Here is a 24,025-nt window from a genome sequence, read left to right on the forward strand (position 1 = left end):
TTCAACGTAGTAGACGTTATATTTTGATGGTGAAATATTTTGTTTCTTTGATTATTTAGAATATTAACACTGGAAAGAACTATATGTCAATAATAAAAATAGATTGTTAATTTCTTAGAATAATATATTAAAAAAGCAGATTTCCTCGCATTAGGGAATCTGCTTTTAATATGTTTTGCTAAAAAAACAATTGGTGTGGGCTAATAATCAGTGGGGGATGAAGAAAACCCCACTGATTAAAGTTTCGCTTTATTTTTCAATTTTGGCCCATTTGAAGTTTAATTGACCTGCAAAGTCTACTTGCACAATTCCTTTCACATAAGAACGTTCTAAATAAGATTCGCCTTTTTGGTAAAGAGGAGCGATAACAGAGTCTTTAAATAATATTTTCTCGGATGCTAGTAATGCTTCCCAGCGAGCTTTTTCATCACCGGCTAAAGTTGTTTTCACTTTTGCTATTGTTTCATCGAACTCCTTATTAGAGTAATGATCTAAGTTGTAAGGGTTATTCGTTGTAAATAGCTCAAGGAATGTAATTGGATCTGCAAAGTCAGGGCTCCAGCCGTCAATTCCAATTTCGTAGTCACCTTTTAATAAAAGTGAAACTTGTTGTTTACGTGGTTGCGGCTTTATATTTACTGTTAAGCCATCTAAATTCTTTTCTAATTGTCCTTTTAAGAACTCACCAGTTTTCTTTTCAAGGTCACCGTCACTTATTAATAGTTCTAATGTTATTTTTTCAGACCCAAGTTCTTGTTTTGCCTTTTTCCATAATTCTTGAGCAGATTTTGTATCAACCTTTGTTAAATCGCCGTTTGCAGCACGGAAGTCTGTTCCGTCAGGTCCTTTTGCAAAGTTTTTCGGCACGAGACTAGAGGTTGGTGTGGAGCCGTCATTTAATAACGTATTTACAAAGGATTTTCGATCAATTGTTTGATCGATTGCTTGGCGTGCAGAAACGTTTTGAAGTACTTTGTTTTGTTGATTCATACGTAGAAACTGTACCCCTACGTTTGGCCGTTCTTTAAAGTTAGCATCCTTTTTATATTTATCAACGAAGTCAGATGTTAGTTTGATACGATCTAATTGTTTTGACTCGAATAAATTTACTTCTGTAGATTTTTCTTTTACGACGTTAAAATTGATTTCTTCCAGTTTGACAGTATCTTTATCCCAATAGGTAGGGTTTTTCTTAAATTTAAAGCTTTGCTCATGCTTCCAATCGCTTAGTGTAAAAGCTCCGTTGTACAAAATTGTATTGTCTTCTAACGCATACTTATCACCTTGTGCTTTAAAGAATTCCTCGTTAATTGGTAGAAATGTTGGGAATGCTGTTAGGCTTATAAAGTACGGAACAGGACGTTCTAATTCTACCTCAAACGTATGGTCATCAATTGCTTTTACACCAAGTTGATCGGCTGGAAGTTCTTTGTTGTTAATTTTTGTTGCATTTTTAATATCAAAGAATAGAAATGCATATTCAGAGGCTGTTGCTGGATCAACAGCTCTTTGCCAAGCGAAGACAAAATCTTTCGCTGTGACAGGAGTGCCGTTTGACCATTTTGAATCTCGCAGGTGGAATGTGTATTTCGTTTTATCGCCACTTACTTCATGAGATTTCGCAACGCCAGGGACAGGTTTGTTACCTTCACCAAGATTATACAAACCTTCAAATACGTTTCTCATTACTTGACCAGAATCAGTATCTGTAGCACGGGCTGTATCCATTGTTCGTATTTCAGTAGGTGAAGATAAGTTTAAAACCTGTTTACTAGGCGCCTCGTCTTTTGCATTTGCTCCGCTTGCTTCGTTTTTATAACTACCGCAACCAGTTAATAAAATACTTACTCCTACAACTGATGCAATACCGGGTACAAACTTCTTTTTCATTTGATTTTCCTCCTAAATAATTAAGTTTGGATGATGATGAGGGAAATGAAAAATAAAAAATCCCTCTTTTCATATTGAGAAAGAGGGATTTTTACGTACAAGTTATGCACCCGTATATAAACGAAGTCCCTCATTCTATCTTTCAAGCACAATGCTTGCAGGAAGTGGCACAGTATTCAAAATGAACCTGTTGCCGAGGTTTCAAAGGGCCAGTCCCTCCACCTCTCTTGATACAATGAGTAAACGAATAAATTTTATTAATTTTTGTGTTTCTTTGATAATTCAAAATCTTACACCTTGGATGATGAAGTGTCAACTAATTGAAATATAGTTTAAATTTTCAGTTTTATTTAACGAGAAAAACCACTGCATATGGCAGTGGTTTTTCTACTAGAAGTTAAAGTTATCTGGATCTGGACCAACGCGACGATCTTCATTTAGAGCTTGAATTGCTTTCATGTCATCAGCACTTAATTCAAAATCGAATATATTTGCATTTTCAATAATGCGATGTTCTTTAATAGATTTAGGGATTGTTACAACTTCATTTTGTAAATCCCAGCGTAAAATAATTTGTGCAGTTGATTTATTATATTTTGTCGCAATGTCTTGTAATGTGGAGTTATCCAGTAGTTGTCCCTGCATTAATGGTGACCAAGCTTCAAGCTGGATGTTATGTTCTTTACAGAAAGCGTGTAATTCTTCTTGTGCTAAACGTGGGTGGTATTCCACTTGATTGACCATTGGCTTAATTTCAGCGATTTCAAATACGTCTTGTAAGTGGTGAATGTGGAAATTACTCACACCGATAGCACGAACACGGCCATCTTTATAAAGTTTTTCTAACGCTTTCCATGATTCAGTATATTTCCCTTTTACAGGCCAATGTACTAAATATAAATCTAAATATTCTAGACCTAATTTTTCTAATGTAGTTTCAAATGCTTGAAGTGTTGTTTCATATCCTTGATCGCTATTCCATACTTTTGATGTAATAAATAATTCTTCACGTGAAACACCTGCTTCACGGATTGCTTGTCCAACGCCTTCTTCGTTTTGATAGATTGCTGCAGTATCGATGCTGCGGTAGCCATTTTTAATTGCTGATTTTACAGACTCAATTACTTCTGAACCATCTTCTACTTTAAAAACACCTAAACCGAACCAAGGCATTTTTACACCGTTATGTAATGTAGTATAGTCTTTTAAACTTGTTAAACTCATATTATTTCCCCCTAGCTTTTTTGTTTGTTGCTTCTACTGCTTTTTGAACCGCCTCTGAAAAATTATATTCATATAAAGCTTTGAGACCTTCAGCTGTGGAACCACCTGGCGTTGTTACTTGTTCGCGGAGGTTAGCCGGATCTTGCGTTTGTTCAAGCATAGAAGCAGATCCAGAAATCATTTGAATGACAAGGTGTTTTGCGGTTGCTTCATCGACGCCATAACTTTTTGTTGCTTCAATCAAGCTTTCAGCAAAGTAATAAAGGAAAGCTGGTGCACTTCCAGTAACTGCAGTAAGCTGATGAACTTCTTCCTCAGTGCAAAGTTGCGAAGTACCAATGCCTCTTAAAAGCAGTTGCAAGGTTTCTTGATGCATCTCGTTTACTGATTGTCCTGTTGTATATAAGGAGATTGACTTCCCAATTTCAGCAGCTGTATTTGGCATAATCCAAGCAACAGGCGTGTCCTTAGGGAGTCTAGCTTCTAAATAAGATGGACCAATGCCAGCAGCTACCGTTACGACAAGTTGATTCGATAGTAACGGAGATAGCTCCGCTAATAATTCTTCATGTGCAGAAGGCGGCATTGCTAAAACAATCGTATCAACAGATGTAACATGCTGCTTCCAATCTGTTGTGATAGACACATTATATCGTCCTTGTAATTGTTCTAGCTTTTCTACGTTGCTGCGGTTAGAAACGATAATTTTTTCGATGTATTCTTTGCTTGTTTTAAGTAATCCGGAAAATATAGCTTCTGCCATACGACCAGCACCAATAAATAGAATTCGATGTTTAGTTAGCATATCCTTTATTCCTTTCTAGTGGAGATATGTTATAAAAAACGATACCATCTTTAAGAGAATTTTGTAAAAAGAAAAGACTTACCGTAGATGGAATGGATAACGAGAAGGAGGAAATTCATGGTAAAGGAAAGAGCTATTACTTATACTGGTGATAGGGAATTTATTATACATCTGGGGAGAGATGATCATGGTCAGAAGTCCGCTTTTTTTATTTATTTCTAGTATTATTTGCGTATTGGTTGGATTTTATATTCAATCGAGTTATATTGAAATTTTCGCATCGGTTATGGGGATTATTAATGTTTGGTTATTAGCGAGGGAAAAGGTATCTAACTTTTTGTTTGGCATGATTACGGTTGCGGTATTTCTGTATATTTTCATTACGCAAGGTTTATATGCAATGGCAGTATTGGCAGCCTTTCAATTTATATTTAATGTATATGGTTGGTATTATTGGATTGCACGTAGTGGGGGAGAAGAGGTAAAAGCAACAGTTCGTTTAGGGGTAAAAGGGTGGACTCTGTATATAATCTTTATGTTAGTTGCTTGGATTGGTTGGGGCTATTATCAAATCCGTTATTTAGAATCAACTAGTCCATATTTAGATGCTTTAAATGCTGTACTAGGATTAGTAGCTCAATTTATGCTAAGTCGAAAAATTTTAGAAAACTGGTATTTATGGATTTTGTATAACGTGGTTAGCATTGTGATTTATATTTCCACAGGTTTATACGTCATGTTAATATTAGCTGTTATTAATCTCTTTATATGTGTAGCTGGTTTACTAGAGTGGAAGAATAACTATAAAAGACAGGGGGATGTAAATAATTATATTTAGAAAACAATTGAAAGAGAAAAACCCCTGAAGCATATATGCTTCAGGGGTTTATTAATAGATTATAAGTTTATGCTTTTGTCATACCTAATAATACAGCGCCGCCGATAATTAAAACACTACCTAGTGCAATAAAGATCAATTGACGTTTTGTTTTCTTTTCACCTAAGAAGACAATCGCACCGAATGTTGAGATAACGATTCCAGTTTGAGATAATGGGAAGCTTGTTGCTACTCCGACACGTGGTAATGAAAGAAGTAAGAATAAGTTTCCAGTTCCCCATAGTAAACCAGATAAAGCATTACGGATTGCATATTTGTTAAATGGTTTATGTTTAGATGTCAATACAACCGCACCGACAAACATACCAACTGCTTGTGGTAAAATAGCAGACCAACCATCGATATTATACCAACGAATAATAATTACATATACAAGGTAACCGAAAGTAGAAACAATTAAAGTAAGAAGTCCTTTTTTCAATTGTCCTGGTGGCTGTGCATTTTCTTTGTCATCTAGTGATGTGAATACAACACCAACTACGATTAATAGGATTGCAATCGTTCCCAGAACAATCGTTGTTGTAGTAGTCCACTCACGGAAAGCGATAACCCCAAAGATAGAAGTTGCAACAAGTTGCATACCAGTAGAAATCGTTACAGTAGTTGAAACACCTAGTTTTTCAACTGTTTTTAATTGGTTTACTTGTCCTAAAGCCCAGAATAAACCTGAAATAAAACCAACAATCAAGACTGTCATTGTTAAAGCTGGTTGAGTAAATACATACATAATTGTTGCGAAGAATAGAGCACCGATTGTCATACCTACCGTTTGGCTATATGCACCACCGCCCATTTTTACGCTTACTAATAAGATGTTTCCCCATGCAATTGCAGGAAGAAGCGCTAATAAAATGTCCATTACAAGACTCCCTTCGGTTTTCTATACCAATATAATTACATATCGTTCTAACGATCGGTAATGCCCCACTACTAGAGTAGAAGATTACCGATCGCTAAAACAGGATGAAGAATTCACGATATAAATGCGTTTTCATTTCTTCATTTTTTGAAACACCTCCATATAATAACAGGAAATTGCCTATTTTAGAAAGTGAATTCAAATAAAATGTATATTTTAATAAAAGGTAAAATTCAGTTATTTCCCGATGGTATATTTTATTTCCTAAGAAATAAAGAAGCAGCTTCGATAAAAGCTGCTTTAAGAGTTGGTAATTCTTTTATTAATAAGCTGAATACATAGCAGAAATAGGAGTGACATACTAATAGTGATAACTACTAGTGTCCAAGCGAGTTGCATATTACTTGCATCAATCGCCATATAAATTGCAGTTGGGATTGTTTGAGTTTTACCAGGAATGTTCCCAGCAAACATGAGTGTAGCACCGAACTCACCGAGCGCACGAACAAAGCTCAAAATCATTCCGCTTAGTAAGGCGGGAAATGCAAGCGGAAGTGTAACGTGCAGAAAAACTTGATATTCACTTGCACCAAGGTCGCGAGCACTTTCTTCAATTTGTATATTTGCAATAGAAAATCCCGTTTTTGCTGATTGATACATGAGTGGAAATGCAACAACTGTAGAAGCGATGATCGCAGCAGTAGATGTGAACATAATGGACTGCTGAAATATTGATTCTATCCATGTTCCAATGGGACTATTATTTCCAAAAATGATAATGAGAAAAAAGCCGATTACAGTTGGTGGAAGTACCATTGGTAATAAGAAAATAGTTTCTAATATTATTTTATATCTCCATGAGGAGCGTGCTAGCACTCGCCCGATAATCGTCCCTAAAATTGTAACGATAATGGTGGCGCATGCAGCTACTCGTAAAGATAGAAAAATCGGTGACAAAAGGGCATCAAAGCTCATGGCAATTATGATAGGACTGTAAATCCATATTTCTTAAAGATAGATTGTGCATCTTTTGACTGCAAATACTCATAAAATGAAGTCGCCTCTTTCTTATGCTTAGATTCCTTTATAACACCTAAAGGATAGTGGATTGGCTCATGCGAAGTAGCTGCTGCTGTCTCACCAATCTTTACTTTTTTTGAAATAAGAGCATCTGTTTTGTATACAATACCAGCATCGACATTACCTGTTTCTACATATGTTAACACTTGGCGAACATCTTTTGTAAATACGATTTTATTTTGAATGTCATTCCAAAGATTTTCATGCATGAGAGAAGCCTTTGCGTATTTTCCCGCGGGTACAGATTCAGGTGTACCAAGTGCGATTTTCTTAATTTTTTCATCTTTTAAATCTTGAATTTTCGTAAGAGAACTATCTTTTGGGATAACTAGAACAAGTTCATTTCCAAGAAGATTTTTCCCTTCTTTTTCATTAATGAATCCTTTTTTTACAAGAGTTTGGAATTTATCTTCGGCTGCTGAGAAGAATAAATCAGCAGGCGCGCCTTGTTCAATTTGTTGTTGAAGTGCACCAGAAGCACCGAAGTTAAAAGAAAGTTTAATATTAGGTTCTTTTTCTTTATATTTTGTTTCAATTTCTTTTAGTGCATCTTGTAAGCTTGCAGCAGCTGATATAGTAAGTTCTACTGCTTTTCCTTCTTTAGCAGTTGATTTCTCTTTCTTTTCGCCGCTTGTACATGCGGCACTAAATATAAGAAGAAAAGAAAGTATAAGTGCTCCGATGGATCGTAATGTAAACTTGTTCATAAAAAAATCCCCTTTCGTTTTGATATATTCAATTATAACTAATTATATCTAATTATAACTAGATATGATTAGTTATAATTGAATATAATTTGAACGATATAGTTGTTTTTTAATATAGGAGAAATATTCTTTTCTTTGTTACAATGAAGGAAGAAAGTGAGGAATCGTCTATGGATCATCATTCCTACACAACGGAAGAAGTAGCGAAGCGATTAAAGGTATCAAAATTAACTGTATACGATCTAATTAAAAAAGGAGAACTTCCTTCTTATAGAATTGGTAGACAGATGCGCATTGATGCAACAGATTTAGAACAATATATAAAGCGAATGAAAACAGGGAAAATACAAGGTACTCCTGTAAAGAGCGAAGATAGTAGGGGCTTGGATACATGTATTATTAGCGGACAAGAAATAACGTTAGATATGTTGGCAAAACGTATAGAAAATCGCCTGCCAAGTTCAAACATATTAAGGGCATATCAAGGTAGTTTAACGAGTTTAGTAAAAATGTATCAAGGAGAAGGAAATATCGTTAGCTTGCATTTGTTTGATGGAGAAACAGGTACATATAATGTTCCGTATGTAAAACGTATTTTAGTGGGACAACCATGTACGATGATTAATTTATTAGCAAGAAACGTTGGGTTTTATGTGCAAAAGGGAAATCCGAAAAATATAAAAACATGGGCTGATTTATCTCAATCATCTATACGATTTGTAAATCGAGAAAAAGGTTCTGGCATTAGGGTGTTAGTGGATGAACAATTGCGCATTCAAAAATTAAATAAAGAGCGTATTAGTGGATATGAATGGGAAGAGTCGAATCATCTTGGTGTTGCCACGCAAGTCGCAAATGGAAAAGCTGACGTAGGAGTAGGTTCAGAAAAGTTTTCACAGATTGTAAATGTAGACTTTATTCCAATCATGAAAGAACAGTATGATTTAGTGATTTTGAAGAATAAAGAAAATGAAGAGCTGATCGAAGTCGTGAAAGATATTCTGCAATCGGAAGAATTTCATAATGAATTAAAAGCGATTGGCGGATACGATATGACGAAAACAGGTCAAGTTATATATGAAATAAAGTGAAACTTTAATCAGTGGGGGGTTTCTTCATCCACCACTGATTATCAGCCCTCACCAATCGGACTTTAATGGGCAGCCCCACCCCCACCTAAATTCTTTGCTTTCGCTGAATTTTGAGGTGGGGGTCTTACTGCCCATTAAAGCGGGACAAACTAAAAAGCTGCTTGTCTATAAGACGAGCAGCCTTTTCTATATATAAAGGGGTTTGGGGAAACAAAGTATTAAACAAGACCTTGAGCAAGTGTGTAAATGAAGGCTGTAAGAAGAGTCGCTCCACTTGCAAGTCCGATAAAGTCTGATTTGTTAAATGTAATGTTGTTCATTATAATCTCTCCTTATTTATTTAATGTAGTTGCAACAGCTTTTGCATCGACAAGTGCGGATAGCACCATGCCCATTGTATTTAAAAATTTGTTTGATTTCATTTTGTTCATCATGCGTATCCGCTCCTTTTCGAATTGTTGTTGCCCTGCTTTATGTCTTAATTATAGGAAATATGATCGCCTGCAACTATCGAATTAGCTTACGGGAGACTTACATTTTTGTAAGAAAAAAAGACATTCATGTAAGAATGTCTTTTAAAGCATATTGATATGATGATGCTCTTCAATTGTTTTTAAAAAGCTACGCATTGAATTCGTCATATAACTATCTTTACGGCGTATGAAAACCGTTGAAATACTACCATATTTTTCAGGGATTGCATGACAATGTACTTTACCAGCTTTAGAAAGATGGTGGACAGCAGACTGTGGTACGAGTGTAATTCCAAGGCCGAGTGCAACACTGTTTAATATCGTTTCTAATATATTAAATTCCATAATTCTTTTTGGGAGCAAACCTTCATCTTTAAGCCATCGTTCTAGTTTGGAACGATATCCACATCCTTGGTTAAAAACGAGTAGGGGCGTTGTTGTAAATTCTTCTATATGAAAAGCTTTATTTTGTGTTACAAGCATTAATTTTTCTGTACTAACATCGTATTGTTCAATTAGTGGGTGTTTAATAGGCCCTGATATAAAGGCACCATCTAATTGATGATCAAGTACTTCTCTAATCAATGCTTCTGTTAGACCCGCTTGTAATGATAAATCGACATTCGGATAGCGTTTATAGTAAGAAGATAAAATGGTAGGTAATGTACTTACTGTTTCGACTGTACCGATTTTTAATATGCCAGAGGGAGTTTCACTATCTAAAAATACTTGTTTTAGCTCGTCAACATCTTGCAAAATTTTATTAACATAAACGAGCATTTTTCTTCCTTCAGCTGTTAAAGTCATGCCTCGTTTATGACGATAAAAGAGCGGTGTTTTTAGTTCGTTCTCTAGTTGTTTAATACGTGCAGTTACATTTGATTGTACGTAATTTAATTCCTTTGCTGCGCCGCTTACACTACCTTTGTCGGCAACGTTCTGGAAGATTTGTAAATCTCTTAATTCCATAATGTGATCCTCCTTGATGTTAACTATCATTATAAATGATAGTTAACATCATTTTGAATCATTTTACGTGATATATTTTTTCTTTTACAATTCTCTTTGTGCAAATAGAAAGAAGTGGGGGATTGTGGTGAAAAAAGGTCAAATGATAATAGGGGCTTTAGCATGTTTAATTGCAAGTATGTCGTGGGGAGCAATGTTTCCGGTTGCTGATCATGCGCTAGAATACATAGATCCATTTTATTTTTCGCTTATTCGCTATGGAGCAGTGGCGATCGTACTGATTGTATTGTTGTTAATGAAAGAAGGAAAACAGGCATTTCGTTTAGAGGGAAGAGGAAAGTTACTCGTCTTTTTCGGAACGATGGCGTTTACTGTATATAATGTACTTATATTTTTAGGTCAAATGTTAATGGGAAAATCAGGTGTGATGGTAGCCTCCATTATGGAAGCACTGATGCCGATGATTTCTATTTGTATTCTATGGGGATATAAGCATGTAAAACCGAAAAAGTATATGATAACGAGCATGATTATCGCTTTTGTAGGGGCTGTATTCGTTATTACGAAAGGTGATATGAGTTTCTTTTTAACATTGAAAGATAACATGTTTTCGCTGGCCTTTATATTTGTTGGGGTTGTAGGTTGGGTTATTTATACGATGGGTGGTCAAACGTGTAGCGATTGGTCAACATTACGTTATTCTACGTTGACGTGTGTATTCGGTACGACTGTCACAGGGATTATAACTGTAATCATTACATCGTTTGGATACGTATCGGTTCCGAGTATGGGAACGATTTCTATCGTGAAATATGATTTATTGTTTATGATGACATTACCAGGTATCGTAGCTTTACTTGCTTGGAACTATGGTGTGAAAATTTTATCGTCCATTAATGGGATTTTATTTATTAATTTTGTACCAATCACGACTTTGGTTATTATGATGATGCAAGGATATCGAATAACAATGTTTGATATTATAGGGACTTTACTTGTTATTGCAGCACTTATTCGCAATAACGTTTGTCAGAGAAAAGAAGAAAATATAAACAAGCGAAGTTTACAAGAAGAGCAATTACGTCAAGCTGTTTAATAGGCAATTGGAGGATTTCACATGTTAGAAAGTTTATTGTTTTTCTTCGCCGTCGGAGTTGCCTGCGAGCTTGCAGCAATTAACCGAAATGGTCGTAAAAAGATAAAACAACAAGCTGAGCTGATACAGCTTTTAAAAGAATTGAAAGAAAGAAAAATGTAAAAAGACGACCGGGCATAGACGGTCGTCTTTTTCTATATAAAGGGGAAAGGGGACACAAAGTTATACAAGCGTAGCAGCGTAAATAAAAGCAGTAAGAAGAAGAGAGCCACTAGCTAATCCTAAAAAATCTAATTTGTTAAAAGTGATGTTATTCATGATGCATTCTCCTTACTTGTTTAATGTAGAAGCAACAGATTTTGCATCGATTAGAGTGGAAAATACCATGCCCACTGTATCTGAAAAATTGTTTGATTTCATTTTGTTCATCATATGAATCCGCTCCTTTTCGAATAGTTGTTGTTTCTTTCTGGCTTAATTGTATGAAATATTTGGGGAAGTAACTATCGAATTAGCTTACAAGAAAATTACACTTTTGTAAGAATTGAAATGTAACAATTAATACTTAAAATTATTACCAACTCCTAAAACTTAGTGTTATAATCGTTATAAGAAAATGATTATAATTCGGATATTCAGAAAGGAACGAAACAAATGTATAAACCAATTACATTTTTGTTGAAATATATATTTAAAACAGCTGGGAAAGTAGAAGTGCAAGGAAGAGAAAAGTTACCAGAAGGTGGCCCATATGTTGTTGCATGTACACATACAAGTTTTATGGATGTATTAATGTTAGCTACAGGGATGTACCCGACCCAAATTCATTACATGGCAAAAAAAGAGTTATTTGAAGGGAAGTTCAAAAATTGGTTCTTTAAAAATGTGAATGCATTCCCTGTAGATCGTGCGAATCCAGGACCGAGTACACTCAAAATTCCGTCACGCCTATTAAAAGAAGGGAAAGTAGTAGGGATTTTCCCAAGTGGAACACGATCAACAGAAGACGTTTCATTAAAAGCTGGGGCTGTTACGATTGCATTGCGTTCTAATGTCCCGTTAGTACCGGCAGCTTATGTTGGTCCATCAAGTGTAAAAGAATTAATAAAAGGGAAAAAGGCACAATTAATTTTTGGCGACCCAATTCAAATTGATGCTGAAGAACAAATAGATCGAAAGACAGCTATGAAAATGATGACAGATCAATTAAATGAGAAGTTTGATGAGCTAAAGGGAACTTTGCAATCAAATCAAAAGTAAGAAAAGACGACCGGGCATAGACGGTCGTCTTTTCTATTACTATTTATAATAAAGGGGAAAGGGGACACAAAAGTTATACAAGCGTAGCGGCGTAAATAAAAGCAGTAAGAAGAAGAGAGCCACTAGCTAGTCCTAAAAAATCTAATTTGTTAAAAGTGATGTTATTCATGATGCATTCTCCTTACTTGTTTAATGTAGAAGCAACAGCTTTAGCATCGATTAGAGCGGAAAATACCATGCCCATTGTATTTAAAAAATTGTTTGATTTCATTTTGTTCATCATATGAATCCGCTCCCTTTCGAATAGTTGTTGTCCTGTTTCTGACTTAATTGTATGAAATATTGAGGAGAGTAACTATCGAATTAGCTTACAGGAAAATTACACTTTTGTAAGAAAAACGAATGAAGGTGTAATGATGAGAAAGTTTGACATATGTTCGTGGAATTCATTAAGTTAAAAGTAGAGGTGAGTGTATGGCCAATATTAAAGATATTGCAAAGATGGCGGGAGTTTCAGTTACAACTGTTTCGAGAGTGTTGAATGATCACCCATATGTAAGTGAAGAAAAAAGGAAAGCGGTTATGGAGATAGTTGAGAAGTTGAATTACTCACAAAACGCAAATGCCGTTCATTTATCAAAAGGGAAAACGAATATTGTTGGTGTAATTTTACCGTATATTAATCATCCATGTTTTGATGCGATGGTGGGCGGGATGATGGAGGTGGCGTTAGCTCATAATTACAGAGTGCTACTTTGCCAAACGAATTATAATAAAAAAGAAGAAATGAAAAGTTTACATATGTTAAAAACAAAACAATTGGATGGCCTTATTATTTGTTCTCGTGCGAATGATTGGGAAACGATAGAGCCGTATGCTTCCTATGGGACAATCGTTGCTTGTGAAGATAATGATATTTCAAATATCTCAAGTGTATATACGAATCATTCGGCAGCTTTTCAATTAGGAATGGATTATTTGATTGAGAAAAGTTATAAAAAAATTGGTTATTGTACGGGGAGGAAATTAGGTCCGAGTAGTCAAAAGCGTTTTGATGTTTATAAACAGCAATTGCAATCTATAGATGAAGAAGTGAATGAAGAATGGATTTTTACAGAATGTTTTACATTAGAAGATGGTGTGAAAGTGGCTCATAAATTAAAGGGGATGCAGCATCTTCCCGAAGCATTAATAGTAGCAGGAGATGAAGTTGCGATTGGGGTTATGACAGAAGCTGAAAAATTAGGTATTCAAGTTCCTGAGGATTTAGCGATTATTGGCTTTGATAATCAACCTATTTCGCAAGTGTTACAACTTACAACCATTGATCAAAATTTAAAGGAGATAGGTAAAAAGGCTTTTGAAATGTTTTATAGGCAAATAAGTGGTGAGAGTTCTAAACAAGAAAAGGTGGAAATTCCATACGAACTTGTGGAACGCTCTACTGTTTAGTTTTAATCCGTTATGTGTAAATTGCATAACGGATTATTTTTTTGAAATATCTTTGACAGGAAACGCGTTTCATACTTTATAAAGGAGTTACACCGGTCTGTAATAATCCATGGATTCTTTTCAAGAATAGTATTTGGAGGGATATGCATGAATGAACTTTTATTGAGTATGAAAAAGCATATAGAGGATGATGAAAAGATTTTGGCTTTTGTCGTAGGGATATTTGAGAAGGATAATTTTACGCTATCGTATCAACAAGGGATTTTTGCTGCTACTACTAGACGTCTTCTCTTTTATGGGAAATTTCCATACTATCCTGCAACATTTAAAGATTATTCATATTTGCATATAGATAGCATAGATTTTCGTCCGCATTTCGAATGTACTTGTAATCATGAAACCATTCGAGCTAAGTATATTCAGAAGGGGAATGTGGAGCGATTTGTCCGTACAGTTAGAGCGAATATGAATAATTAATCACCCCTTTGTTTAAACATAATATCCCGATCTGTAAGAGTAAAAATGCGCAATAAAAACAACTTCTAAACCTCTAGGAGATAGTGATACAATGTCAAATGGGGGGAGGTATGAACTATGGTTAATCAACGTATAAAGGAAATAACACTAATTACAATTGGTTCATTATTATTCGCAATTGGTATTAATTACTTTGCAATTCCAAACCGTTTATCAGAGGGTGGAATTATTGGTTTAACGGTTGTTACGTACTATTTATTTGATTGGTCACCGGGGATTGTAAACTTTGCTATAAATGCAATTTTACTAGCTATTGGTTATAAATTTTTTGATAAGAAAACGATGGTTTATACAATTTTAGGGATTGTAGAAACATCCTTGTTTTTATATGTTACGGAACATATTGAGTATCATGTAAATAGTGATACGTTATTAGCAGCTCTATTCGCTGGCTTATTTGTCGGTGTCGGATTAGGCTGTATGTTCAAAGCTGGAGGTACATCAGGAGGATCGGCAATTTTAGCTCGGTTAGCCAATCAATATTTAGGGTGGAGCGTTGGTAAAGGCGTACTTATTATTGATATTGTGGTAATTGCTGGTTCTGTATTTATAATAGGGCAAGAAAAAGCAATGTACACACTTGTTGCAGTATTCATCGGAGCGAAAGTGATTGATTTCATTGTAGAAGGAATGGATACAAAAACAGCTGTTACAATCATTTCAAATCAACCGGATTTAATCCGTGAAACTATTACGAAAAACATGACACGCGGTGTCACTGTATTAGAAGGACGCGGCGGATATACTGGTAAAAATAAAGAAGTGTTATATGTTGTTATAAATAAACAAGAGCTTGTTAAGTTAAAGCAGGTTATTAGTCGAGTAGATGAAGATGCTTTCGTTGTTATTCATGATGTACGCGATGTACTTGGCGGTGGCTTTAAAGCGAGCTAAAAGGTGAACGAGTAAATTCGTTCACCTTTTTTAATTCTTACAATAATGTAAGTGTAATGTAATGAGATTCAATAGTAGATTTTATTCCTTCTTTTTAAAATGGATGTATATATATCCTGCAGAGGAGGAAGATTGATTATGAAGAAAAAAATGATCACTACTATAATAGCGATGATAGTGATAGTAGTAATGTTACTGCCTACGAAACTTGGACCAGTTATCGATAAATATAATCCACTTTATAAGACGAAAGAATACTATACGGTCGTGAATACAATTGGCCAGCATATTGGTGATGAGTGGTATGAATATGAATTTATTGCATTTGACGAACGTGGAAGAGAACAAAAAATAAAGAAGACTGTTAAGCATATGTTAAAGAGAGATGAAGCGTTAAAGGTGTATGCAAAAGGACGCTACGGAGAGGCGATTGAAGAAATTGAAGCTGTAAATATTCCTATTAATGCGAAGAGTAAACTTTTAACGATGAGATAGCAGATTATACCCCCACCTATTTTTTGTCGAAAATAAAAATACTAGGTAGGGGTATTTTGGGGTTCATGAAAGAGCCCTAGTCCATATGGACTAGGGCTCTTTTTGTTATATAAAGGGGAAGGGGGTACATTGTAGTAGCATGAGTGAAAGGTATAAGAAGAGTAGCTACTAGCAATGTAATTTGGTTATGTGAGTGTTCTTCTTATTTGGCTTGCTTTCTAACTTTAGTGTACGAGATATAGGTAAGAGAAACTATCGAATTACATTACACATAGCTTACAAACATGTAAGTCTTCTGTAATGTAATTCGATGGTTAAAAGATAGTGAATTTCATATAGTGTAATTAGAAAGTCTCACTGTATTACTTTCTGTTTGTAATATTAATGAAGAATGAAAAACCAACTACTTTTTAATAGCCCTCATCTGTATTTAGATGAGGCTCTTTTTATAAACCTTACAACATTGTAAGGTTTACGTAAGTTAATTCGATAGTAAATTTGTCATATTTTTTGCATAATAGATACAAATAGATAAAATAATTAGGGATATAGTAAGAAGGGAGAAAACTGGGATGCGTAAAGAAGAAGTAGTGAAGTTTCCAATTAAAGATTTCTGTAGCTACTTTACTGTTGCCGTAGTATGTATTGGATTATTTGATATCATAACAAACTTAATTGTTAAATAATATAGATGATAAAACAAGAAGGGAGATCCTTTCTTGTTTTTTTTATGGGGGAATAAAGATGAAATGGATTGATAGTCATATACATGTTGACCAATATAAGGATGAAGAAAAAAGTAGATTACTTAAAGATGTGGAACATAGTAAAGAGATACAGGGGCTTATCGCGGTATCTATGAATTATCAATCATGTAAAGAAACTTTATCTTTAGCAAAGCGATATCCTTTTGTACATCCAGCAATAGGTTTTCATCCGGAGCAACCGATTCATAAAGAAGAATGTGAGCAAATTTATAAATTAATTGAAGAGCATGTAGAAGACATAGTTGCGATTGGTGAAGTAGGCTTACCGTATTATTTAAGAAAAGAAGATGAGCGTATTACTATCAAATCATATATATCAGTGTTACAACGATTTGTTGAACTAGCTAGTAAATATGATTTACCCATTATATTGCATGCAGTGTATGAAGATGCTGATATTGTATGTGATTTACTAGAGAAATATAAAGTTTCATGTGCACACTTTCATTGGTTTAAAGGAAGTGAAACAACAATGAAACGGATGATGAGGAACGGTTATTATATTTCTATCACACCAGATGTTTTACATAAGGACAAAATTAGAAAAATTGTTTCGTATTATCCACTTGAATATATGATGGTAGAAACAGATGGACCGTGGGAATTTCACGAGGATGTTATGACGCATCCGAGAATGATTCGAGAGGTATTAAAGGAAATTAGTGTTATAAAAAACGTATCTGTTAATAAGGTTGCGAAAACGATATATGAAAATACGATTCAATTTTATTTGAAAGGATAGGAGCGTTACTCTTATCCTTTTTATTATGAAAATAATCAATGGGTTATTAATAACATGCCACGTTTTAGTTTAAGTTAAAAAAACCACCAAGCAAAATGCTTGGTGGTTTTGTATTAAGATTCTAATTTTTTCCCACGTCTTAATAACAATAGAAAGACAATGACGAAGAAACCAAGTATAAGGAAGAATCCATATTGTTTTATATAATCCATTACGTCACTTGCGCTTGTTGGCTTTTCAACGTGAATGCCATCTTTATTAGTAGTGATATGAATATCTTTCATTTTCACTTCATTTGTTTCTTTTTGTAAATCAATCCATTCTATATTTGGGATGCTTTCTAGATCCTTTAGTACTTCTTTTAATGGTTTCACACCTAAGTAAGGATGATAGAAGGCACCAATAACTCCATCGGATAATTTAGCAACAGATACAGCATTTGCTTTCATTTTCGCAATAGCTTGTGGCTTATCTTCTTCAATAAAGCCAACTGTTTCAGGCATTAATTTCATCCCGTGTAAAAATGATGGGGTACTTCTGTATGCTGGAGAGTGCATGGATTTCCAAGTTGTATCACTTAACTGTAGTTGTCCTACATAAGTTGAAAAGTACCTTGATAATATTTCATATCCTTTTTGAGACATCGTGTAATGAGGTGCTTCAAATGCGACAGGATATAGTTTGGCATTTACAAGTTCTTGAATACCATTTTCAATATGATCAGTCGTATACTTTTCTTCAAACTCTTCCCCTTTTTTTACATATGCATTATATGCTTCGATATTAGGGAAGTCATCTTTTGTTTTTGGTTTTTCATGCTTCGGCTGACGAATTGGTTGATCTGTTTTTACGTCCCAAAATTCAAAACCTTCCCCAGTTTCACTATCATAAAATTGATGCGTATAACCATGCATAATAATTGCTGCACCATCATCTTGCATAGAGCGTAAAAGATCGACTAGTTCGGGTTTATCTTTTAAATGCAGTGTTTTACCTGTATCAGGATCTTTATATACAGGAATAACAGTGATCATGTAAGGAATCTTTTTCTCTTTTAGTAATTCAGCAATTTCTTTTAATTGATTTATATCTGCGGCCGGATGAACGTCCTCAAGACGCAAATAAGCCTCTACTTTATTTGTCGTTGGCTTTTGTCCAAAGTAAGAAAATAACATTTCACCAACGTAATGAGACATCCAGTCAAAGAGGTGTGGCGTTGCGACGTAATAAGATGTTTCATGCTGAACGATTAGTGGGTTCTTGCTATTTGAACTTACAGCGTTAGCAAGAACAGTTCCATTTGTATCAAAAGATTGAATCAATCGTTCCTCTTCTAAAGTGTTTTTAAGCTTATGGCTTGGATATTCGATTTTATTAACTCGTATATCATCAGCCTTTAGGGTAATGAAAGAAAAGCGATGAGATAATTGTTCAACATTTTGTCCTAAAACTAATATTGGGCCTGAGAAATTTTCTAGAAGTTGCTTTGTTTCAATAGGAAACTCTTCTTTTTGTTCACCGATATAAACAATATGTGTATAAGAAGATGAATTAGTAATTTCATTAGCCTTTTTTAAACTTTTCGTAGTTATATCGTTTGTAAAATGTCCTAATTGAGTATTAAGGATTTGAATATTATTTGTAATTTTATCGTCTTGTGTACTGTATAAAACAAGTACTTTTGGTTTTGATGATGTTTGTGCAGAGGTGTGGATAGGGATAAGTAGTAAAATGCTGAACAAGAGTATGATGCACTTTTTCATTTGGTCTGCTCCTATTCTATATGTAGAGTTCAATTTAAAATTATATACAAAAAATACGTTGTAGTCTATGAAAGTTACATTTTTGCACGTATTTACCAGCTGTTTTTTCACAAAATCGGTCTAAAGCATGATGATAATATATATAGTTATTTGCTATGATAAAAGGGTAAGAGAATGATAGAATGTGGGTAATTGTAAAGGGAGGAAGGCTGAAAGGGGACAAATTTCAGCGGAGAAAGAGGTAGTGGTAGTGAAGAAATTCTTTGTAGGATTTTTAGTTGTTCTTGGGGTGTACTTATATTTCCAAGGAAAGTCTGAAGGAATGGGCAAGTTAGTGAATGAGACAAGCTATGTTGACTCAGAAGAAGCAAAACAAATGAAACAAATTATTATAGAGGAAGCAAAGAAAGTCAATCTTCCAGAATGGATACCTCTTACAATTGCTGAACATGAAAGCCGGTTAAATCCAAGAAGTATTGGAGATAACGGAACTTCATTCGGACTGTTTCAATTGCACCGTGGCGGTGGGCTTGCACCAGATCATTTAACTGATGAAGAGTTGAAAGATCCGCACACAAATGCGCAAATTGCAATGCCGCATTTAATGAAAGGATATAAGCGCGGGGTGCAAAAAGGTTTGACTGATTTTGCATTACTAAAATATGTAGCAAATACATCTGGATGGCCAGGAAATTTAGGGCCAGAGTGGACGGATAATAACATGAAGTATAACATTGGATTAGAAGATGTGTACTATCGAAATAAAGGTGTAATCAAAGAGTAGGTTTTCTATACCTACTCTGTTTTTTTATGAATAATTGCATCTTTTTCGCTCGTGAAGTACTGCGCGAGTTGTATTTTCACGTCTTTTAGTTTTGTAGAAACTTGCGGTATTTTATATCCTACATATAATGGTGAAACGACGAACCTAGGAACAACTTTACAAATGATTTTTCCGTTTAAGTAATAGAAGAATAAGTTATAACTACTACATCCTTTATGGAAATCTGTCAGTATGTAACGTACAGTTTGCTGAATATAATTTGCCAGTTCATCTATGTATCCAATATCTGCAATAATGATATTAAATTCAGTAAAACCGATAATAGGACGATCTGAAATATTGAGTTCAATGCGTTCGTTTTTTTGTACAATGACTCCTCGGAAGTTGTCCTGTTCTACGTTACCGAGATAGTCTACATATTTCATTCCGATAATCTGCATGTGTGCATGATGCAAACTCCCGCCTGAGAATGGACCGTGATTTTTGTATAAAATCACAGATGTGAATTCTTCATTCTTCTGTAAGTCTAACCAATGTTTAATGGAGAAACGAATTAGCGATCTCATATGTTCTTCTGTATATGTTGCAATGTGGTCTTTACAATTATCGGTTTCGATTAGCACCGTTTGAAATGTATCTTTTAATGTAGGGAATTTGTTTTTCAGCCAAATAATTGAGCCCTCAGTTGCTAAAATATCCGTTAAATTTTCTCTGTCACAAAAAGGACATGCAGCGCTTCTATTCCGAATGCTTTCTGGTTTTTGTTTGCCAATATCGTTTAAAAAGTATAGTTGTTGTGTATCCATTTGTATATATGCCCCTTTAAAATATGTGTAAAAATCCCGCTTAATACATTCGGGAAAAGGAGAAGGAAATCCTTTAAAAGGAATAGGAAAAATAAAAGACAAGATATCCTCATTACAATAGGGTACCTTGTCTTTTATTTTTTCTTTAATAATGTGTATGGATAATATAAATCATTTTTATTAGGTTTCTTTTTTCTATTTTTTATTGTGTATAAGGCAATTGCTGTACTTGCAATTACAATAATGGCTTTCTTCATATTCATTTACCCCTTTTTTATTGTTGGTTTAATTCTTGGCTAACTGCTTTTGCATCAACTAGAGCATGTAAAATCATTTTTACCATGTTCATCATATTCCTTCACTCCTTTTTATAGTTCATTTAGTTCTTTTACAACTGCTTGTCCGTTCACTAATACCTCAAAGATTGCTTTTACGATTTCTTTCATCATGATCGTTTCCTCCTTTTGTTTGGCTCTCTTGTGTACATCTTTATTGTATAGGGAGGCATCTTTTCGTACTATCGCTTTCCATTACGTGAACATAACAGTTTTGTAAGATTTGATGTCACTTATTGAAATGTTTAGTCTATCTTCATTATTTTCAGAAAAATGACTATTCAAACATGAAATGGGAAAGTATAATAAAGAAGTAAGTATTAAATTCCGTACGAAAGAGGTGAATGAGATGAAACGTTCTTTAGCTGCACGTGCCAAATTTTTAGATTATATCTATTTTTGTCGTGCGATTTTTCATGATGTAGTTGTTAACGGGATACGTCTGTCCTTTTTTAATAATTGCATAGTAGCTATTGAACGATAGAAATCTCTTCACCCATTTTTAATAAAAGTGTGAAAAGGGAGCTATTTGGCTTCCTTTTTCTATGTCGAAAACCATGGGGAATGTTTCTTTCCCATGGTTTTTTATATTGAAAGGAGTACGGAAAATGACAATTTGTAGTGTGAATAATGTAATGAAATCTTTTGGTGGAAACATCATATTTGAAAATATATCGCTTGAAATAAAGAATGGTGAACGTGTTGGATTAGTTGGTCGTAACGGTAGTGGGAAGACAACAATCTTTCAGCTTCTAACTGGAATGGAAAGTTTGGATGCAGGAGCCATTCATATGAAGAAAGGTACACGTATTGGTCATGTGGCACAAATTCCGAAATTTGATGAGGGTATGACTGTATATGATGTATTGAGTTCCGCTTTTAAAACAGAAAAGGAATTGGAAAGAGAAATGCGTGCTTTAGAAAAAAATATGGCGGAAGAACGGGAACCATCTGCTTTACAAAAATTAATGGAGAGATACGGAGTAATCCAAGAAAAGTTTGCGTTTCTCGGTGGTTATGAAATAGAAGCGAATATGATGAAGGTAGCAAATGGTCTACAGGTGACAGAACTATTTCCACGATCATTTTTGGAGTTAAGTGGTGGGGAACAAACAAAGGTAAGTCTTGCATACATGCTATTGCAGAAACCAGATTTACTTCTATTAGATGAACCAACCAATCATTTAGACTTATTTGCCGTAGAGTGGCTAGAGCAATTTTTAAAAGAATACAATGGAACAGTTATGGTCATTTCACATGATCGCTATTTCCTTGATGAAGTTGTAACGAAGATTTTTGATTTAGAAGATGGAGAGATTCACGTGTATCATACGAACTATTCTCAGTTTGTTGACGAAAAGGAAGAACGGTTGCTTCAGGAGTTTCAGGCTTATCAAGAACAGCAAAAGAAAATAAAGAAAATGAAAGAAGCAATTAAGCGACTACGTGAATGGGCAAATCAGGCGAATCCTCCGAATGAAGGATTGCATAAGAGAGCGAGAAGTATGGAACGTGCACTGGAACGTATAGAGAAACTAAAGAAACCTATTTTAGAACGAAAACAAATGGGACTTCAGTTTGAAGGGCAAGAGAGAAGTGGGAAAGACGTTGTTTTAATGAAAGAAGTGAGTAAAGGTTTTGCTGGCCATCCTTTATTTAACGAAGCGAATTTACATGTTCGTTTTCAAGAGCGTGCGGCGATCGTTGGCCGTAATGGTACAGGAAAGACAACGCTACTAAAGTTATTATTAGAAGAAATAAAACCAGACGCTGGAGAAATTCGAATTGGTAGTAGTGTGAAAATCGGTTATTTATCACAGCATGCGTACGGAAATATGAAGAGTAATGTATTAGAGGCTTTCAGAGAATATGTAGCTGTAACAGAGGGAGAAGCGAGACATATATTAGCTAAGTTTTTATTTTATGGTCCAGCGGTGTTTAAGAAAGTAACGCAACTGAGCGGTGGAGAAAAAATGAGATTAAGACTTGCGCAACTTATGTATCAAGATATCAATTTTTTAATTTTAGATGAGCCGACAAACCATCTCGACATTGAATCAAGGGAAGTTTTAGAGGAAGCTCTTGAGCAATATAATGGGACGATTTTAGCTGTTTCACATGATCGTTATTTTTTAAATAAGTTATTTGAAAAGACGTATTGGATTGATGAGCATAAATTATTTGAGTTTGCAGGGAACTACGCATGGGCTCGTCAAAAGTGGGAAGAAAAGCTCGAGAAACAAGTAATAAAGCAGCAACGCCAAGGAAGAAAAAGTATGGAAACAGCTCCTGTAAAAAAGAAAGAAGTTAGGAATGTTGAGGATATTGAAACGGAGTTAATGCATGTAGAAGAAGATATATATATGCTTGAGTGTAAGATGGAACATGTAGTTGATGTTGAAATGCTTGAACAATTGTATGAAGAAAAAACGAAGAAAGAGTTGTTACGAGCGGAGTTATATAATGAGTTAGAGAATATTGTGGAGTAAAAAGTAGAAAGCGAATCCCTTCAGCAAAGCTGAAGGGATTCGCTTTTTTATACTGATATTTTACTTTAAGAGAAAAATAAAAATTGTGTTTCACGTGAAACAGTAAATTTGATACATCTTTGTTCCGTAATTTGCATAGATTGTAAAACATAGATGATATTAGTTTTTTTTGATTGGTTACTTATTTCCCGAGACATAAGTATGTGTAACAGCGAATCAGGATTGAAAATAAAAAAACAGAGTTACAGCTTTACACGCTGAACTCTGTTTTCTTTTTGTGTCGTATCTTCCCTTGTTGAAATGATAATAGCGATCCCGAGCATAATAAAAAAAGCTAAAAAGAGGACGAACTTTGGGAAGAATGGGAATAGTAATAGCGCCCCGACTACCATAATTGTTAATAATACGTAGTGCAGGACGTATTGGAATAGGTTGTCCATATTTTCGCCCCCTTTTTGGTAATTGGTTATTAGTAGTCTATGTTTCATATGGAACGAATAGAAGTGAATTTTTAATTTTTTAATAAGAAATAAAAGAGAGTGATTGACATGTTTAAAGGAAAGGAATAATCTTGAAATTAATTCATACTATTTTTATAGGAAAAATAAA

Annotated in this window: 27 protein-coding genes and 1 riboswitch; of the genes, 13 read left to right on the top strand and 14 right to left on the bottom strand. The window is 34.7% G+C overall.

Translation table 11 applies throughout. The annotated features are described in order from the left end of the window. Positions 1-249: 249 nt before the first annotated feature. The 3 genes from CER22_RS20615 to proC form a co-directional block, all read right to left on the bottom strand. Entirely contained in the window at positions 250-1,890 is a 1,641-nt protein-coding gene (locus CER22_RS20615; RefSeq protein WP_088609474.1) for a peptide ABC transporter substrate-binding protein, read from the bottom strand. Between the two features lie 132 nt (positions 1,891-2,022). Then, a riboswitch (SAM riboswitch) is annotated at positions 2,023-2,127 on the bottom strand. 153 nt (positions 2,128-2,280) lie between these two features. Next, the gene (locus CER22_RS20620) at positions 2,281-3,114 is read right to left on the bottom strand and encodes an aldo/keto reductase (RefSeq protein ID WP_088609475.1); all 834 of its coding nucleotides are present in this window, start codon (positions 3,112-3,114) and stop codon (positions 2,281-2,283) included. Between the two features lies 1 nt (position 3,115). Further along, positions 3,116-3,919 (bottom strand): pyrroline-5-carboxylate reductase, encoded by an 804-nt coding sequence (gene proC, locus CER22_RS20625; protein WP_088609476.1) that lies wholly within the window; start codon positions 3,917-3,919, stop codon positions 3,116-3,118. Positions 3,920-4,106: 187 nt separating this feature from the next. On the opposite strand from proC, the gene pnuC reads away from it, so the two are divergent. After that, the gene (gene pnuC / locus CER22_RS20630; protein WP_088609477.1) at positions 4,107-4,757 is read left to right on the top strand and encodes a nicotinamide riboside transporter PnuC; all 651 of its coding nucleotides are present in this window, start codon (positions 4,107-4,109) and stop codon (positions 4,755-4,757) included. Positions 4,758-4,824: 67 nt separating this feature from the next. Here the strand turns inward: pnuC and CER22_RS20635 are convergent, their stop codons facing one another. The 3 genes from CER22_RS20635 to modA form a co-directional block, all read right to left on the bottom strand. After that, positions 4,825-5,676 carry a GRP family sugar transporter gene (locus CER22_RS20635; RefSeq protein ID WP_000353549.1) on the bottom strand — a complete coding sequence of 284 codons (852 nt, stop codon included), beginning with the start codon at positions 5,674-5,676 and terminating at the stop codon, positions 4,825-4,827. Positions 5,677-5,976: 300 nt separating this feature from the next. Next, positions 5,977-6,651 (bottom strand): molybdate ABC transporter permease subunit, encoded by a 675-nt coding sequence (gene modB, locus CER22_RS20640; protein WP_088609478.1) that lies wholly within the window; start codon positions 6,649-6,651, stop codon positions 5,977-5,979. A gap of 5 nt (positions 6,652-6,656) precedes the next feature. Beyond that, positions 6,657-7,463, bottom strand: coding sequence for a molybdate ABC transporter substrate-binding protein (gene modA, locus CER22_RS20645; protein ID WP_088609479.1), 807 nt, complete (start codon positions 7,461-7,463; stop codon positions 6,657-6,659). Positions 7,464-7,606: 143 nt separating this feature from the next. Between modA and CER22_RS20650 the strand changes: the two genes are divergently transcribed. Further along, on the top strand, positions 7,607-8,554 hold the full coding sequence (locus CER22_RS20650) for a helix-turn-helix transcriptional regulator (RefSeq protein ID WP_088609480.1): 948 nt from the start codon (positions 7,607-7,609) through the stop codon (positions 8,552-8,554). A gap of 218 nt (positions 8,555-8,772) precedes the next feature. On the opposite strand, the gene CER22_RS20655 is transcribed toward CER22_RS20650, so the two are convergent. Together CER22_RS20655 and CER22_RS20665 are read right to left on the bottom strand one after the other, a co-directional pair. Then, a complete protein-coding gene (locus CER22_RS20655) occupies positions 8,773-8,874 on the bottom strand; it encodes a DUF3948 family protein (protein WP_001060018.1) in 102 nt (33 codons plus the stop codon). A 255-nt stretch (positions 8,875-9,129) separates the two neighbouring features. Next, positions 9,130-9,996: a LysR family transcriptional regulator gene (locus CER22_RS20665; protein ID WP_048542928.1), complete on the bottom strand. Its 867-nt coding sequence runs from the start codon at positions 9,994-9,996 to the stop codon at positions 9,130-9,132. A gap of 127 nt (positions 9,997-10,123) precedes the next feature. Here CER22_RS20665 and CER22_RS20670 point away from each other — a divergent pair, with 127 nt between their 5' ends. Both CER22_RS20670 and CER22_RS20675 read left to right on the top strand, forming a co-directional pair. Then, the gene (locus tag CER22_RS20670; protein ID WP_048542927.1) at positions 10,124-11,092 is read left to right on the top strand and encodes a DMT family transporter; all 969 of its coding nucleotides are present in this window, start codon (positions 10,124-10,126) and stop codon (positions 11,090-11,092) included. A gap of 21 nt (positions 11,093-11,113) precedes the next feature. Then, positions 11,114-11,254: a YrzO family protein gene (locus CER22_RS20675; RefSeq protein WP_000894064.1), complete on the top strand. Its 141-nt coding sequence runs from the start codon at positions 11,114-11,116 to the stop codon at positions 11,252-11,254. A 60-nt stretch (positions 11,255-11,314) separates the two neighbouring features. Here CER22_RS20675 and CER22_RS20680 read toward each other — a convergent pair whose 3' ends face one another. Then, entirely contained in the window at positions 11,315-11,410 is a 96-nt protein-coding gene (locus tag CER22_RS20680; RefSeq protein WP_001060007.1) for a DUF3948 family protein, read from the bottom strand. A gap of 336 nt (positions 11,411-11,746) precedes the next feature. Between CER22_RS20680 and CER22_RS20685 the strand changes: the two genes are divergently transcribed. Beyond that, positions 11,747-12,352, top strand: coding sequence for a lysophospholipid acyltransferase family protein (locus CER22_RS20685; protein WP_088609481.1), 606 nt, complete (start codon positions 11,747-11,749; stop codon positions 12,350-12,352). Positions 12,353-12,425: 73 nt separating this feature from the next. On the opposite strand, the gene CER22_RS20690 is transcribed toward CER22_RS20685, so the two are convergent. Continuing rightward, complete coding sequence (locus CER22_RS20690) at positions 12,426-12,521, bottom strand: DUF3948 family protein (RefSeq protein WP_001060007.1); 96 nt, start codon at positions 12,519-12,521, stop codon at positions 12,426-12,428. 305 nt (positions 12,522-12,826) lie between these two features. On the opposite strand from CER22_RS20690, the gene CER22_RS20700 reads away from it, so the two are divergent. The 5 genes from CER22_RS20700 to CER22_RS20725 all read left to right on the top strand — a co-directional run bounded on the left by CER22_RS20700 (position 12,827) and on the right by CER22_RS20725 (position 17,239). After that, positions 12,827-13,804 (top strand): LacI family DNA-binding transcriptional regulator, encoded by a 978-nt coding sequence (locus CER22_RS20700; RefSeq protein WP_087984956.1) that lies wholly within the window; start codon positions 12,827-12,829, stop codon positions 13,802-13,804. 147 nt (positions 13,805-13,951) lie between these two features. Next, complete coding sequence (locus tag CER22_RS20705) at positions 13,952-14,281, top strand: PH domain-containing protein (protein WP_060486406.1); 330 nt, start codon at positions 13,952-13,954, stop codon at positions 14,279-14,281. Between the two features lie 117 nt (positions 14,282-14,398). Beyond that, positions 14,399-15,235, top strand: coding sequence for a YitT family protein (locus CER22_RS20710; RefSeq protein ID WP_000248044.1), 837 nt, complete (start codon positions 14,399-14,401; stop codon positions 15,233-15,235). Positions 15,236-15,373: 138 nt separating this feature from the next. Next, positions 15,374-15,730 carry a YxeA family protein gene (locus tag CER22_RS20715; RefSeq protein WP_048563001.1) on the top strand — a complete coding sequence of 119 codons (357 nt, stop codon included), beginning with the start codon at positions 15,374-15,376 and terminating at the stop codon, positions 15,728-15,730. Between the two features lie 744 nt (positions 15,731-16,474). Then, complete coding sequence (locus CER22_RS20725) at positions 16,475-17,239, top strand: TatD family hydrolase (protein WP_088609482.1); 765 nt, start codon at positions 16,475-16,477, stop codon at positions 17,237-17,239. Between the two features lie 113 nt (positions 17,240-17,352). Here CER22_RS20725 and CER22_RS20730 read toward each other — a convergent pair whose 3' ends face one another. Further along, entirely contained in the window at positions 17,353-19,002 is a 1,650-nt protein-coding gene (locus CER22_RS20730; RefSeq protein ID WP_088609483.1) for a DUF2334 domain-containing protein, read from the bottom strand. A gap of 250 nt (positions 19,003-19,252) precedes the next feature. On the opposite strand from CER22_RS20730, the gene CER22_RS20735 reads away from it, so the two are divergent. Then, on the top strand, positions 19,253-19,786 hold the full coding sequence (locus CER22_RS20735; protein ID WP_088609490.1) for a transglycosylase SLT domain-containing protein: 534 nt from the start codon (positions 19,253-19,255) through the stop codon (positions 19,784-19,786). Positions 19,787-19,797: 11 nt separating this feature from the next. Here the strand turns inward: CER22_RS20735 and CER22_RS20740 are convergent, their stop codons facing one another. Further along, entirely contained in the window at positions 19,798-20,592 is a 795-nt protein-coding gene (locus CER22_RS20740) for a DUF4931 domain-containing protein (RefSeq protein ID WP_048542911.1), read from the bottom strand. 134 nt (positions 20,593-20,726) lie between these two features. After that, positions 20,727-20,855 (bottom strand): spore coat protein B, encoded by a 129-nt coding sequence (locus tag CER22_RS32625; RefSeq protein ID WP_141555521.1) that lies wholly within the window; start codon positions 20,853-20,855, stop codon positions 20,727-20,729. A 421-nt stretch (positions 20,856-21,276) separates the two neighbouring features. Here CER22_RS32625 and CER22_RS33140 point away from each other — a divergent pair, with 421 nt between their 5' ends. Beyond that, the gene (locus CER22_RS33140) at positions 21,277-21,411 is read left to right on the top strand and encodes an RAxF-45 family protein (RefSeq protein ID WP_046956655.1); all 135 of its coding nucleotides are present in this window, start codon (positions 21,277-21,279) and stop codon (positions 21,409-21,411) included. A gap of 124 nt (positions 21,412-21,535) precedes the next feature. Then, entirely contained in the window at positions 21,536-23,416 is a 1,881-nt protein-coding gene (gene abc-f / locus CER22_RS20755; protein WP_088609484.1) for a ribosomal protection-like ABC-F family protein, read from the top strand. Between the two features lie 242 nt (positions 23,417-23,658). On the opposite strand, the gene CER22_RS20760 is transcribed toward abc-f, so the two are convergent. After that, the gene (locus tag CER22_RS20760; protein WP_141542688.1) at positions 23,659-23,856 is read right to left on the bottom strand and encodes a hypothetical protein; all 198 of its coding nucleotides are present in this window, start codon (positions 23,854-23,856) and stop codon (positions 23,659-23,661) included. Positions 23,857-24,025: the final 169 nt, after the last annotated feature.

Origin of the sequence: Bacillus sp. K2I17, from assembly GCF_002209985.1 — a bacterium.
Lineage (GTDB): Bacteria > Bacillota > Bacilli > Bacillales > Bacillaceae_G > Bacillus_A > Bacillus_A wiedmannii.